This is a genomic window from Amedibacillus sp. YH-ame6 (genome assembly GCF_053848845.1).
Map to the genome: position 1 here is coordinate 38,898 of NZ_JBSPEZ010000014.1, position 13,642 is coordinate 52,539.

The 13,642-nt window shown below is 34.4% G+C and carries 12 protein-coding genes and 1 pseudogene; 12 read left to right on the top strand and 1 reads right to left on the bottom strand.

Annotated features, from left to right (window positions below; genetic code table 11):
* The 9 genes and pseudogenes from ACWG0P_RS10090 to ACWG0P_RS10130 all read left to right on the top strand — a co-directional run bounded on the left by ACWG0P_RS10090 (position 1) and on the right by ACWG0P_RS10130 (position 10,554).
* Positions 1-1,563, top strand: a complete 1,563-nt coding sequence (locus ACWG0P_RS10090; RefSeq protein WP_455801613.1) for a putative ABC exporter domain-containing protein — start codon at positions 1-3, stop codon at positions 1,561-1,563.
* 204 nt (positions 1,564-1,767) lie between these two features.
* Entirely contained in the window at positions 1,768-3,030 is a 1,263-nt protein-coding gene (locus tag ACWG0P_RS10095) for a hypothetical protein (protein ID WP_455801614.1), read from the top strand.
* Positions 3,031-3,218: 188 nt separating this feature from the next.
* Positions 3,219-3,689, top strand: coding sequence for a MarR family winged helix-turn-helix transcriptional regulator (locus ACWG0P_RS10100; protein ID WP_455801615.1), 471 nt, complete (start codon positions 3,219-3,221; stop codon positions 3,687-3,689).
* On the top strand, positions 3,683-5,953 hold the full coding sequence (locus ACWG0P_RS10105; protein WP_455801616.1) for an ABC transporter ATP-binding protein: 2,271 nt from the start codon (positions 3,683-3,685) through the stop codon (positions 5,951-5,953). Before ACWG0P_RS10100 ends, ACWG0P_RS10105 begins: the two co-directional genes overlap by 7 nt.
* Positions 5,946-7,814: an ABC transporter ATP-binding protein gene (locus ACWG0P_RS10110; RefSeq protein WP_455801617.1), complete on the top strand. Its 1,869-nt coding sequence runs from the start codon at positions 5,946-5,948 to the stop codon at positions 7,812-7,814. The genes ACWG0P_RS10105 and ACWG0P_RS10110 overlap by 8 nt, the downstream gene beginning before the upstream one ends.
* A gap of 100 nt (positions 7,815-7,914) precedes the next feature.
* Positions 7,915-8,412 (top strand): flavodoxin, encoded by a 498-nt coding sequence (locus tag ACWG0P_RS10115; RefSeq protein WP_455801618.1) that lies wholly within the window; start codon positions 7,915-7,917, stop codon positions 8,410-8,412.
* A gap of 13 nt (positions 8,413-8,425) precedes the next feature.
* The gene (locus ACWG0P_RS10120) at positions 8,426-8,848 is read left to right on the top strand and encodes a cupin domain-containing protein (RefSeq protein WP_455801619.1); all 423 of its coding nucleotides are present in this window, start codon (positions 8,426-8,428) and stop codon (positions 8,846-8,848) included.
* 291 nt (positions 8,849-9,139) lie between these two features.
* Positions 9,140-9,874, top strand: coding sequence for an RNA polymerase sigma factor (locus ACWG0P_RS10125; protein WP_455801620.1), 735 nt, complete (start codon positions 9,140-9,142; stop codon positions 9,872-9,874).
* Between the two features lie 2 nt (positions 9,875-9,876).
* Positions 9,877-10,554, top strand: a pseudogene (locus ACWG0P_RS10130) (DUF2461 domain-containing protein).
* Between the two features lie 568 nt (positions 10,555-11,122).
* Here ACWG0P_RS10130 and ACWG0P_RS10135 read toward each other — a convergent pair.
* On the bottom strand, positions 11,123-11,392 hold the full coding sequence (locus ACWG0P_RS10135; RefSeq protein ID WP_455801621.1) for a hypothetical protein: 270 nt from the start codon (positions 11,390-11,392) through the stop codon (positions 11,123-11,125).
* A 136-nt stretch (positions 11,393-11,528) separates the two neighbouring features.
* Between ACWG0P_RS10135 and ACWG0P_RS10140 the strand changes: the two genes are divergently transcribed.
* From ACWG0P_RS10140 to ACWG0P_RS10150, 3 genes are all read left to right on the top strand, one after another.
* Positions 11,529-12,353: a sensor histidine kinase gene (locus ACWG0P_RS10140; RefSeq protein WP_455801622.1), complete on the top strand. Its 825-nt coding sequence runs from the start codon at positions 11,529-11,531 to the stop codon at positions 12,351-12,353.
* Positions 12,331-13,128, top strand: coding sequence for a response regulator (locus tag ACWG0P_RS10145; RefSeq protein WP_455801623.1), 798 nt, complete (start codon positions 12,331-12,333; stop codon positions 13,126-13,128). Before ACWG0P_RS10140 ends, ACWG0P_RS10145 begins: the two co-directional genes overlap by 23 nt.
* 287 nt (positions 13,129-13,415) lie before the next feature.
* Complete coding sequence (locus tag ACWG0P_RS10150) at positions 13,416-13,547, top strand: hypothetical protein (RefSeq protein WP_455801624.1); 132 nt, start codon at positions 13,416-13,418, stop codon at positions 13,545-13,547.
* The last annotated feature ends 95 nt before the right edge of the window (positions 13,548-13,642 follow it).

The following is a 13,642-nucleotide window of genomic DNA, read 5'->3' on the forward strand; positions in this document are numbered from 1 at the left end:
ATGAAGGCACTGATCTATCTCTATTTTCTGCGGATGAAGGGAAATATTCGTAATGTATTCTCTAAATTAGGATCTGCATTATTCGCAATCTTCTTGATTCTTGTGTATGGTGGGATGTTTATAGGGTTGTTGATGAAACCAGATATTGCATTATCCGTTATGAATATTAACGCAATCAATGGTGTAATTTTTGTTGGTATCGGATTTACTGCACTTATGGTTACGATGATGTTAATGCAGACAAGAAAATCACTTTTTATGGAAAACGATGCATTTTATTTGTTTTCAGGGCCATTTAAACGTAAACATGCGATGCAGTTTATTATGTCACAATCCATTGTAGGATCTCTTCTTTGTGGAGCTGTGTCCTTATTTATGATGGTGATGTTGGGAAGTTCTTTAGAATATAGCGTAGGGTTTTTATTCTTAAACTTTCTTGCTCATTCTTTAGTGTATTTCTTCTTCACAATCTTATATTATTATGTGTATTTATTAAGTGTGAAAGATAAGAAATATAAACATTTATCCATTTATATCCTTGTGTTATATGCAGTTCTTGTAGCTGCTATCTTTATATACAGTCTTGCGCAAAATGATTTTATCCTAAAAGATGGAGTCATGAAATTCTTAGACTCTGATTTGTTTTATTTCGTACCATTGTTTGGTTGGATTAAACTGATATTGGTAAATAGCATAATGGGAAATATGATGTACATGTTTATAGGTTTGTTCCTATTGGTTGGTTCTTGTATAGGTATCTATGTACTTATGTGTAACTATAAGGGGGAGTTTGTGGAGAAAGCGATGGAAGATGCCATCGAATTTACAAAACGCTACAAGGAAGTAAAAGCTGGAAATCGTTCAAGTATGAATGATAAAAAAGTACGTGATGTGAAATCGAACTTTAAAGAAGGTGCAGCTGCCATTTATTCTAAGAATATGTTGCTCATGAAGAAGACAAATTCTTTTCTTCAATTTCAAGATTTTATTTTCTTAGGTGTTTATCTAGTTATTGCGATGATAGCGGATTTAGGGTTTGGATTCTTTATGTATATGATTATCTTCTGGTTGTTTTTAACAACACAGAATTCAGAATTTATGAAAGAGATGAATAACTATCAAATCTATTTGATTCCAGATAAACCGTTACGCAAGTTAATGTATTTAGTATTACCTTATATTGTAAAGAATATGATTGTTATCCTCTTCCCAGTGATTGTTGGGATGGTCTTATTACAGGGAAGTATTATGGATGCCATACAATACTATATTATGTTAGCTGGATATGCATGTTTGTTTATTGCCGCTTCTGTACTTGCGACAAGACTATTAAAGAGTCGTAATAATGCCCTTATGGAAAACATGATACGCATGTTGATTTGTGGATTAGCCGCAATTCCTAGCATTGTTTTGATTGTGGTTATGTTCAATCTTGGAGTCTTTAATACGACTTTGATCTTGATGACATCAATGCTATCTTTATTGATGAATTTCGTGATATCTGCGCTTATTATTTATGGATGTCGTAATATGATGAATGGAAGGGAAGTAAAAAGCGAATAGGAATACTATGAAAATGTCAGATGAAGTTCTATCTGGCATTTTCTTGTATCTCTTGCTCACAAAGTAGGGACTCGTTTTTGAGAAATATGAGAAATTGTGTTAAGAATACATAAAATTTTGCAAAATGTAGCAGGATAACAGTGTTTTCCTTTTTCTTTTTTTAGAAGTGTGGTATCATATGTTACAGTTAAACGAGGTATACTTATGTGGAAATATCAATGTAAAAAACATTTAGGATGGTTATTAGGTGCCACAGTTTTTGGGGCAATTATGTTTGGATGGTTGTATGGTGATTATGCAAATGAAGTTATTCGACAAGCAGCTGAAATGGCAAAACAACCAGAAATATTAGAAATGAAGTTCTTACCATTTTTTGTTGGAGCACTACTAGGTGCTAGCGCAGCTAATGGATTGTTGTTGACGACATATGCTCTTCAACGATTCAACTTATCTTTTTTCTTTATGTATTTAATTATCTTTGCACTGTTCTCCGTAATGGTTGTTGTTGGTATGGTACTCTTATTGCCAGCTATCGGTGTTTGTGCGTATGGATGGTTAACCATCCCTAATCGTGGACGTAGAAATGATTTGCGTAAGAATGCAGTGAGTAGTGTAGCAGAAGTAGAACGTGTGTATCGATTGCATCATACATACCATGAAGAATATGAAGAAATGGCAAAGAAGGCATGGGATTATACATTGCGTATGAATTTACTATATATCATTAGTATCCTAGCAATCTTTGTAGTTATTTTGTGGATCAATGATATGATTGTGATGATGTTGGCGTTTGTTATATATGCGTTAACGTTCTTCCAATTATCTAGAAGAAAAGCACTTGCGGTAGAGCCAATTGTTTCCTTATTGTATGATGCGTGTGATCCAGAAGCTTGTGCATCTGCAATCTTTGCATTAGCAAAGAAAAGCAGAAAGAAGAAAAGCTTTCCTTTACCACAATACTTAGCACAATGTATGATTTACTTAAACGATCCTCATCTAGCGGCAGATGTTATGGTAACATGTGAACGTAATAAAAACGCGATGATGTTTCCTTATTACTCCGTTATGTCCTATGCGTATTACCAATTAGGTGATGAGAGTATGGTGAAGTTCCAATTTGATGAATGTGAAAAAAGCAGTGCGCGTATGCAAAAAGGTCCTATGGGACTTATGCGTACACAATGTTTGCAGGGAATACAAAATAAATTGGATTTAATGAATCAAGACTTTGGGAAAACAAGAACCCATTATGAAGAAGCACTTAAGACTTCTGTATATGAATTCCAGAAAGTGGATTCTCATTACTATCTAGGATTGATTGCCTTTGTAAATCGTGATTTTGAAGAAGCAGAGAATCATTTCCGTTATGTAAATAATCATGGAAATAAAATGTATTTTGTAGAAAAAGCTGTTGGGTTTCTTAAAACTATAGAAGCTGCACAACCAAAAGAAGAGAGTGAAGAGTAAGATGCGAGAAATCGCATCTTTTTTTGTATTATGACGATTGAAATTATGGAAAATTATATTCGGGGAATGCTAACCATGTGAAAAAAATGTGAAGTGAAGTAAATGTGTTGACATATAAAAAAAACTTACTATAATAGTTAACATAGTTAATTGTTAAGTAACTTAACTATCGGAGAGGAAGTGTTGAAATGGATGAGATGGAGATTGTCCGAAGACTTTATCACATGTTCTACATGATGCGTAGAGAAAGCGTCCGGTTTTCTGCTTTTGAAGAACATCATGGCATAAGAAATCGTGATCTAATGATTCTGGATTACATCGTACAAGGCGGTAACTTAATGAAGATGAGCGATATTAGCACATATTTCAATGTAACACCAGCTGCCGTATCACAAATGATGCGTAGTCTAGAAAAGAATCAGTGGATTGAACGTGTAATTCCAGAAAATGATCGTAGAAGTGTCTATATCAAGGTTAGTGATACAGGCATGGAGGTTATTGGAAAGAATGAAGAACATGTTACGGAGAAACTCGTTGAATTCATTGAAATCCTTGGAGAAGAAGATTCTCAAGCACTGATTCGTATTTTGGAAAAGTGTAGAGAACACTTCAAACAAATGAAGAAGGAACATTGTAAGAAAGGAGATCATACATGTTAAAGTTAGTGAAATACTTAAAGCCGTTTACACTCTCACTGATTGTAATCATTGCGCTATTATTTGGACAAGCACAATGTGAACTGGCATTACCAGATTATATGTCAGATATCGTGGATACTGGTATCTCCAAGAGTGGAATTGAAGATGGTGTACCAGAAGTCATTCGAGAAAGTGAGTATCAACATCTAGCGATGTTTATGAAGGATGCGGATAAGAAGTTGTTTGAAGACAATTATACATTGTTAACAAGCAATCAAGCATCACAAGAACAAAAGGATGACTATCCTGTTTTAGAAAAACAAAATGTATATGAATTAAAAGAAATAGATGAGGCTACAAGGGATAAATTGAATGCTTCCCTTATCAAGTCCGAACTTATGGTAACAGGCATCAACCAAATGTTGAAGGATAAGGAAAGTGATGTATACAAGATGTTCAATGATGAAACATCTCCTGTATACCAAATGATGAAAGCCCAAAACATTACAGATCCATACCTTGTTTTCTCTATGATTCCAGCAGATAAAATGACTGGTTTCGATGAAGCAGAAAAAGAAATCGATAAGAATTTAGAATCTATGGGTACAAGTGTTGCTGGTGCAGCAGGTGCATCCTTTGTAAAAGCAGAATACAAAGCAATTGGAATTGATACAGATACTATGCAAAATCAATATATTCTAGTTGCAGGTGCAAAAATGCTTGGAATTGCATTAGGTAGTGCACTATGTGCTATCTTAGTAGGATTGCTTGCATCTCGTGTAGGTGCAGGATTATCTAGAAACTTACGTAAAAATGTATTTGAGAAAGTAGAAAGCTTTTCCAATGAAGAATTCAATAAATTCTCAACATCCTCTTTAATCACAAGAACAACAAATGATATTCAACAAATACAAATGGTAATTATCATGTTCTTACGTATTGTTATCTATGCACCTATTATTGGGATTGGGGCAGTCTTACATGTCGTTAATTCTGGTGCAGAAATGACTTGGATCATTGCACTTTGTGTCATAGTACTACTAAGCTTAATTGGTGTATTGATGGTAGTTGCAATGCCTAAATTCAAAATGTCACAGAAATTACTTGATAAATTAAATGGCGTTACACGCGAATTCTTAGATGGTATGCCAGTTGTTCGTGCATTTAACACACAACAATATGAAGAAGAAAAATTCAATGATGTAAATGGAAAAATCATGAAGAATCAATTATTCATTAACCGTACGATGTCTTTCATGATGCCAGCTATGATGATGGTAATGAATGGAGCTTCTTTACTTATTATTTGGTTTGGTGGACATCAAATCGAGAGTGGAAGTATTCAGGTTGGCGATATGCTTGCCTTTATTCAATACTCTATGCAAATTATCATGGCGTTCTTAATGATTGCTATGGTCGCAGTTATATTGCCTCGTGCGAGTGTATCCGCAAAACGTTGTTTAGAAATATTGAACTGCAAAGTTCGTATTCAAGATCCTAAACAACCTAAAACATTCAATCAAAATCAAAAAGGCTTTATCGACTTCAAAAATGTAAGCTTCCGTTATCCAGGAGCTGAAGAAGATGTCTTACATGATATCAACTTTACCGCAAAACCAGGAGAGACTACAGCGTTCATTGGAAGTACTGGTAGTGGAAAATCTACAATTATCAATTTAGTACCGCGTTTCTTTGATGTAACAGAGGGAATGATATGTGTAGATGGTGTAGATATCCGTGATGTTTCACAACATGACTTACGTGAAAAGATTGGGTATGTACCTCAAAAAGGTGTCTTATTCTCTGGTGATATTGAAAGTAATCTTCGTTATGCAAAAGAAAATGCAACACAAGAAGAATTGGATGATGCTGCACGCATTGCACAAGCAACAGAAATCATTGACGCAAAACCTGAGAAATATGCAACTGCAATTTCACAAGGTGGAACCAATGTATCTGGTGGGCAAAAACAACGTTTATCCATTGCTCGTGCATTAGTTAATAAACCAGAAATCTATATCTTTGATGACTCATTTAGTGCATTGGACTTTAAAACAGATTCCAAATTACGTGGAGAATTGAATAAATTAACAAAGAAAACAAACGCAACCGTATTATTAGTTGCACAACGAATTTCATCTATTATGCATGCGGAACGCATCGTAGTTTTAGATAAGGGACGTGTAGCTGGTATTGGTACGCATCATGAACTTATGAAAAACTGTGAAGTATATCAAGAAATTGCATATAGTCAATTGTCAAAGGAGGAACTGGGAAATGAGTAAAGAAAAGCAAGCTCAACCTATGGGCCGTCCAGGGCATGGACCAATGGGTGGAGGCGCACCTGTACAAAAAGCCAAAGATTTCTCTGGGACAATGAAGAAATTGATTAAGTTACTTCGTCCATATTATGGACGCATGATTACTTCTATCATATTTACTGTCATTTCTGTTGTATTAACAATACTGGGACCTAAAATACTGGCGAAGGCTACCGATGAATTGATTACTGGTTTTCAAAAACTAGCCCGAGGTACTGGTGGTATCGATTTTGATTATATTCTTCAAATCATCGTATTATTAGTAGGAATCTATTTGATTAGTTCCTTCATTCAATACGTTGTTGGTATTACCATCGCTGCTGTTGTTCAAAAGCTATCTTACCAACTACGTGAACAGATTGCAAAGAAAATCAATGCTCTTCCATTCTCATACTTTGATACAAGATCTCATGGTGATGTATTATCCCGTGTAACCAATGATATTGATACTTTACAGATGTCATTAAACCAATCTATGTCACAAGGTTTACAATCAATTGTTATGGTGATTGGTTATCCAATCATGATGTTAACAATCAGTTGGCAAATGACTTTAATGGCAATTTGTGTTATTCCATTGTCTCTAGTATTTGTATCTATTATCGTTAAGAAATCCCAGATTTACTTTAAACGTCAACAACAATATTTATCTGATGTAAATGGACATGTAGAAGAAATGTATAGTGGACACGTCGTTATGAAAGCCTTCAATGGAGAAGAACGTTCCGTACGTGAATTCAATGAACATAACGATAACCTATATGGAACTGCATGGAAATCTCAGTTCTTATCAGGTATGATGATGCCTATTACCCAATTTGTTGGAAACTTAGGATACGTTGGTGTATGTTTATTAGGTGGATGGTTAGCTGCAGGAGGAGGAATCACAGTTGGTGATATCCAAGCCTTCATTACGTATGTAAGAGGACTTAACCAACCAATTTCTCAACTAGCACAAGTTATGAACACTTTACAATCTGCCGCAGCTGGTGCAGAACGTATCTTTGAAATCCTAGAAGAAGAGGAAGAAGTTGCGGAAACAACGACACCAAAAGCAATCGTAGATGAAACAGGAGAATCTCTAATCCAAGGAACTGTAACATTTGAAAATGTACACTTTGGTTATACTCCAGATAAAATTATTATCAACGACTTCTCTATGTATATCAATGCAGGAAAACGCGTTGCGATTGTTGGACCTACTGGTGCTGGTAAGACAACCATCGTAAAACTATTGATGCGCTTCTATGAATTGAATAGCGGTACTATTTATATCGATGGTACAGATGTTAAAGAATATACACGCGCTGATTTACGTTCTTTATTTGGTATGGTTTTACAAGATGCATGGTTGTTTGAAGGTAGTATCATGGACAACCTACGTTATGGTCGTCTAGATGCAAGCGATGAAGAAGTTATTGCTGCAGCAGATGCTGCGTATGTTGATCACTTTATTCGTACTTTAGATCATGGATACCAAACAGAAATCAATGAAGAATCTAGCAATATCTCTCAAGGACAAAAGCAGTTACTAACAATTGCTCGTGCATTCTTGGCAGATCCTAAGATTCTAATTCTAGATGAAGCTACTTCTTCTGTCGATACTCGTACGGAAGTATTAATTCAAAAGGGTATGGAAAACCTAATGAAGAATCGTACATGTTTCGTAATTGCCCATCGACTATCTACTATTCGTGACGCAGATTTAATTCTTGTTATGAAAGATGGAGATATTGTTGAAGTCGGTGATCATGATGAATTGATGAAAAAAGATGGTTTCTATACGCAGTTATATAACTCTCAATTTGATGAGGGACAAGAATAAATGACAAGTGAGTGCCATGCACTCACTTTCTATTTTATTCAAAGTACTTGACATGGAGTGCACTCCAGGGAGTATGATGAACATAAGGAGGATTAATAGTATGAGCAAAAAAGCAATCGTTGTGTATTTCACAAGCTCTTTACATACAGAGACAGTTTCAAAATATATCGCAGAAATTACAGGAAGTGATCTATGTGAAATCAAACCTGTGGTTCCATATACTACGCAATATTCAAGTTTAGTAAAACAAGCGAGTGAAGAAATAAAGAATGATATGAAACCTGAAATAGAAATAATACCGTTTGATATCAATGCATATGATACCATTTATGTAGGATCGCCAAATTGGTGTGGTACGGTTGTACCTGTGGTTTCAACATTTTTAACCAAATATGATTTTACAGATAAAATTATTCTTCCATTTATTACACATGGTGGAGGAGGAATGGGGCATGCGGATAAAACAATTCAAGAACTTTGTCCAAGTGCACATGTAAAAGAAGCCTTACAAATACAAGGAGATGGTGGGAAAATGTTACGAGGAAGCGTGATGGGATGGTTAGAGAAGGTAGGGTTTGTTAATACGAGTAATGTTTGAAAGGAAATTGATTATGAACAAAGAAGAAATGATGAAAGATTTGGGTGTAGAAGTATTTGAGACAGGGGATAAGAATGATGCCTTTGCGAAGTACTTTACAGGACAAAGTTATTTGAACATGTTGAATATGGAAGGGGTTAGTGTAGGTAATGTTACCTTTGAACCAAACTGTAGAAATAATTGGCATATTCATCATAAAGGTGGACAAATTCTTTTGGTTACTGGTGGAAAAGGAATCTATCAGGAAGCAGGAAGCAATGCTAGAATGTTAAAGATGGGGGATGTCGTTTATATTGCCCCCGAAGTAAAACATTGGCATGGAGCACAACAAGATCGTTGGTTTGCGCATGTAGCGATTGAAATCCCTGCAGAGGGTGGAAATACTGAATGGTTAGAACCAGTAGAGGATGAAGCGTATTTTGCTTGCCATAACTAATTTAATAAGAGAATAACACAGGTCACGTTTGGAAACGTAAGGTGATTCCGTGTTATTCTTTTTTTCTGTGTTTTCTTAATATGCTATACTTTTTATATAGGAATATAAAATAATATATGAAATTCTGTCACAACTTTATGAAAAAGATGTCTAATAAGTGAAAAGGAGAAGTTTACATATGGAAAAAGAAAAATTAGAAGAATGTTTAGCAAAAGCATTAGAGGGTGATAACGAGGCATTAGAAGCGTTAATTCTGGAGGTGGAGGATTTTTATTCAATCTTTCTTTAAGGATGTTAGGAGGCGTCGCTGACGCCCAAGATGCAACACAGGATATTTTGATACGTATGCTTACGCACTTGTCTTCCTTTGAAGGAAAGTCTTCGTTTAAGACATGGGTGTATCGCATCGCAACAAATTATTTGATTGATTATAAAAAGCATATGTTCTCAAAGTATCCACTAGACTTTGATTTTTATGCGAATGACATCAAAGCAGGCTTTATAGAAGATAGTGAAGAGGTTTTGTTGGGGATAGAGCGTGAAGTGTTAGCGGAAGAGTTGAAGCTCTCTTGTACCAATGTGTTACTTCAATGTTTAGACCCAAAAACACGATGTATTTTTATATTGGGAACGATGTTTAAAATTGATAGTAAAGTTGCAGGAGAAGTATTGGATTTAACACCAGAAAACTATCGTCAAAAATTATCTAGAGCGAGAAAGAAAGTCGCAGATTTTCTAAGTGAGCATTGTGGGTTAAGCGAGAGTGGGTATTGTTGTTGCGAGAAACGAATTGAATATGCAATCAAACAACATCGTTTACAGCCTGCGAATTTAGAATTTTTAAAATTAAACGTATTAACAGAATATAAAGAGACAATGGATTTACTTGATGATTTAACAATTGTATTTGATGAATTACCAAAGTATAAATCTACGATACAATCAAAAGAACTTTTAAAACAACTATTACAATCAAAGCCTATGGAGAAGATGCTTCATTTTGAGAATGGAGAACCTATGCAATGAACATGAACATCATATTAGATTATTTGTTAGAACTAAGAAGAAACAATTGTCGTGAATGGTATGCGGCACATAAAGAAGAGCGTAAGATGGCAGAGAAGGAATTTGAAGCCTTTCTACAAGAATTCATTATAAGAATCGGTGAGTTTGATGAAAGTGTACTATTTCATAATCCTTAAGACCTTACTTTTAAAATGGTAAGAGATACTCGTTTTAGCAATGATAAATCGCCCTATAATCCAACCTTTCGTGCACATATTTCATCAAAGGGTAAATACCCAATTCCAGTAGGGTATTATATTTCTATCAGTCCTGAAGATATGAGCTTTTTAGGTGGTGGTTTATTTACAGATATGTTTACAAATGCAACAACAATGATTCGAGATTATATAGGTAATCATGGGGATGAGTTTCTAAAGATTATTTCAAATCCATCCTTTTGTGAACATTTTACATTGAAAGGGACATCACTTAAAAATGTACCAAGAGGATATGATAAGGAACATCCTATGGCCTCCTATTTGAAGTATAAGAGTTTTTACTTAGAGTACTATGTGGAAGATAATTTACTTATGGATAGTGAAACGTTTTTAAATCTTGCAGTGGAAAAGTTCAAAGCGATGCAAGGGTTTAATGACTTTTTGAACAAAGCACTTGTAGAATTTAAAATGCCAACAAGATAGAAACAGGAAAGAACTACTGATATACTCTGTATGTAACTCGGTTCATTGACAAAATATAACTTGATATTATGTTTGAGCATGTCCATCCATTTGAAGATGGAAAAGGAAGAACAGACCGATTGTTAATAAATGTCGAATTATGATACAAAAGGTTTAACAGATATGTTTACAGAATTACAAGAACTAGAAACAACACGGATGGAGCAGTTTAAAGATATGAAACCTTAAAAAGGAATGGAAATACCAATAGGTGATGTCCATTCCTTTTTGTTTTATACTTGAACAGTCCTCTGCGAAAATGTAAAAAGAAATTCTAACTCTAGAATGCGCTCTTTATACTCTAGAAACATTGAAAGAAAATGTGTATTCATATATAATATTACAATATAAGAAAGCCTTTTAAAATGTAACTAAATATTTAGATAATTTAAAATTTACTATCAAAATATAGTATACTACCTATTGAAGGGGCGGCAACTGCCGAAATGGTGATGATTTTGGAACTTGCAAACGGATGTCTTGAAATATTTGCAGCAATGATAATTCTAATACTATATGTGGGCATGCATCAAACAAGCACTAAGTCTATTTTTGAAAAAAGGCTTACCTTTATCATTATATGCCATGCTTTGGTATTGGTTTTAGATGCAATGCGTTGGTTCTTCTGCCAATACACAAACTTTCCTCTGCTATTGATTTTTCTATCCGTTATCCCCACTATTTTATCCTTAATTGGAAATGCTGTTTTTTGTTTCTTTATCTTCTCAATTCTTTCCCAAAGAGAAACCATCTCACGAAAATATATATATATTTTATATTTTTTTACTTTGTTGGCCATTGTGGTATGGACTATTCTTATTTGTACAAATGGGGTTTCAAGTGCAATAAATTTACAAACCAGTCATGAGTCTTTAAATTTTCATAAAGTATATTGGCTTGGACATCTCATTTGGGGGGTGGGTTGCCTCTTTTGGATGTTTGTTTTATTACGTTGTCGTAAATTACTAAGTATAAGTGAATTATGGGCATTACTTAGTTATTGCATCTTCCCATTAATTGCACTTATCTTACGCTTTTTTTGGGATGGGCCACAGATTTTCCTTTCTGTATCCCTAGCGTTAATTTGGATTTATGTAGTATTGCAACGAGACCAACAAGCGCGGTTGGAAAAACAAGAAAATCAACTTATCCAAAGCAAAATTGCTGTTTTATTAAGTCAGATACAGCCCCATTTTTTATATAATACTTTAACCACAATTTGTGGTTTGTGTGATGAAAATCCAAAGGAAGCAAAAAAGGTTACTGCAGAATTCGCAGATTATCTACGACATAATTTAGACGCTTTAACCAAAACAAATCTTATCCCTTTTAAAGATGAACTTCAACACATCAAACTATATCTTAATATTGAGAAAGTACGTTTTGAAGAAAAATTGAGAACTTCATTTGACATTCAAGCACAGGATTTCTTAATACCTTCTCTCACAGTACAACCAATCGTAGAAAATGCAGTAAAGCATGGTATCCTCAAAAAAAGAAATGGAGGAACAATTACAATTTCATCACGAGAAAAAATAGAATGTTTTGAAATCGTAATTTCTGATGATGGTGTTGGATTCGATACAGAATCACAGCCAACAGATGATAGAACACATATAGGCTTGAAAAATGTACAAGAGAGATTATTTGCGATGTGCAAAGGAACCATTCACATTGAAAGTACAGTTCATAAAGGTACAATCGTATCCATGCGTATACCAAAGGAGAAATCACACAATGAATATTATTGCAGTAGATGATGAAAGAATAGCTTTAAATCTGTTGGTTAATTCCATAAAAGAATCATTACCAAAAGAAAAGGTGTTCGGATTCAATACAGGAGAGGAAGCCTTGGATTTCCATGCCAAAGAGGCATGTGAAATAGCCTTTCTAGATATTGATATGGCAGAGCTTGATGGAATTTCGCTTGCTAAACAATTAAAAATAACAAATCCAAGAATAAATATTATTTTTGTAACTGCGTACAAAGAATATGCTATACAGGCACTTAACATTCATAGTAGCGGATATGTTATGAAACCAGTTACGAAAGAAAAGATAAAAAATGAATTAGATAATTTGCGATATTCTATATCAATTTTTAAGACTCATGATGTTTGGATTCAATGTTTTGGTAATTTTGAAATATTTATAGAAGGACAACCTGTCAAATTTATGTATAAAAAAACTAAAGAATTACTTGCATTTTTAGTAGATCGAAAAGGATCGTTTTGTACAAATGGCGAAATCATAGCAAATTTATGGGAGGATGATGCAAGTAATTATAAAAAAAGTTCTTATTTACGCGATTTACGTTCTGATTTAATCAAAACTCTTTCTAAGTTTGGTGTAGAGAATATTATCTATAAAAGTCGTGGTGTCATGGCAATAGCAACAAGCAATGTTGCCTGTGATTATTATGATTGGTTACAAGGAGATAACCTTGGAATCAATGCGTATCATGGAGAGTATATGTCCCAATTTAGTTGGAGCGAATTTACGCGCGGAGGCTTAGAAGTAATTTCTAGTAAATAAAAAAACCATTGAAAATCCATTTAATGGTTTTTTTGTCGACACACAGTATTGTATACTTATATAGTAAATATAAGAAGAGGGATATATTAGGATGAACTACTTAATAGCAATCCATTCTTCTGGGAGGTGTAGTAGCAGGTGAAATTTAGAATGAAAACAAAAAGTAAAAAGGTCAGGGTGTACTCGCATTATTAGGATGGAAGTGTAGTGAATAATATAATGCAACAGTTTTAAATCGGGTTACAAATGTATTTGATTGAGCGAAAGCGAAAAGGAGAGATAAAACTATGAGGAACAAAAAATCGAGTGTAAAGTTAATGTTCTGTGTACTAGCAGCGATGATAATTTGCACCATATTTTCAACACCTGCAATTATAGCAGAAGGTGGCTTGAATGATGTCTATTTAGATGGGAGTTAATGGTATAATGGTGATGATAGTAACAGTGGATCATCAACAGAAGAGCCTGTTGTAAACTTTGCCAGAGCACAAGAACTGGTAGCTAGCGGAGGAAC

What these genes read in the sequence shown, in the direction of transcription:
- ACWG0P_RS10090 (WP_455801613.1), top strand. Translation starts at nt 1, where the DNA reads ATGAAGGCACTGATCTATCTCTATTTTCTGCGGATGAAGGGAAATATT.
- ACWG0P_RS10095 (WP_455801614.1), top strand. Translation starts at nt 1,768, where the DNA reads ATGTGGAAATATCAATGTAAAAAACATTTAGGATGGTTATTAGGTGCC.
- ACWG0P_RS10100 (WP_455801615.1), top strand. Translation starts at nt 3,219, where the DNA reads ATGGATGAGATGGAGATTGTCCGAAGACTTTATCACATGTTCTACATG.
- ACWG0P_RS10105 (WP_455801616.1), top strand. Translation starts at nt 3,683, where the DNA reads ATGTTAAAGTTAGTGAAATACTTAAAGCCGTTTACACTCTCACTGATT.
- ACWG0P_RS10110 (WP_455801617.1), top strand. Translation starts at nt 5,946, where the DNA reads ATGAGTAAAGAAAAGCAAGCTCAACCTATGGGCCGTCCAGGGCATGGA.
- ACWG0P_RS10115 (WP_455801618.1), top strand. Translation starts at nt 7,915, where the DNA reads ATGAGCAAAAAAGCAATCGTTGTGTATTTCACAAGCTCTTTACATACA.
- ACWG0P_RS10120 (WP_455801619.1), top strand. Translation starts at nt 8,426, where the DNA reads ATGAACAAAGAAGAAATGATGAAAGATTTGGGTGTAGAAGTATTTGAG.
- ACWG0P_RS10125 (WP_455801620.1), top strand. Translation starts at nt 9,140, where the DNA reads ATGTTAGGAGGCGTCGCTGACGCCCAAGATGCAACACAGGATATTTTG.
- ACWG0P_RS10135 (WP_455801621.1), bottom strand. Translation starts at nt 11,392, where the DNA reads ATGGCCAACAAAGTAAAAAAATATAAAATATATATATATTTTCGTGAG.
- ACWG0P_RS10140 (WP_455801622.1), top strand. Translation starts at nt 11,529, where the DNA reads ATGTTTGTTTTATTACGTTGTCGTAAATTACTAAGTATAAGTGAATTA.
- ACWG0P_RS10145 (WP_455801623.1), top strand. Translation starts at nt 12,331, where the DNA reads ATGAATATTATTGCAGTAGATGATGAAAGAATAGCTTTAAATCTGTTG.
- ACWG0P_RS10150 (WP_455801624.1), top strand. Translation starts at nt 13,416, where the DNA reads ATGAGGAACAAAAAATCGAGTGTAAAGTTAATGTTCTGTGTACTAGCA.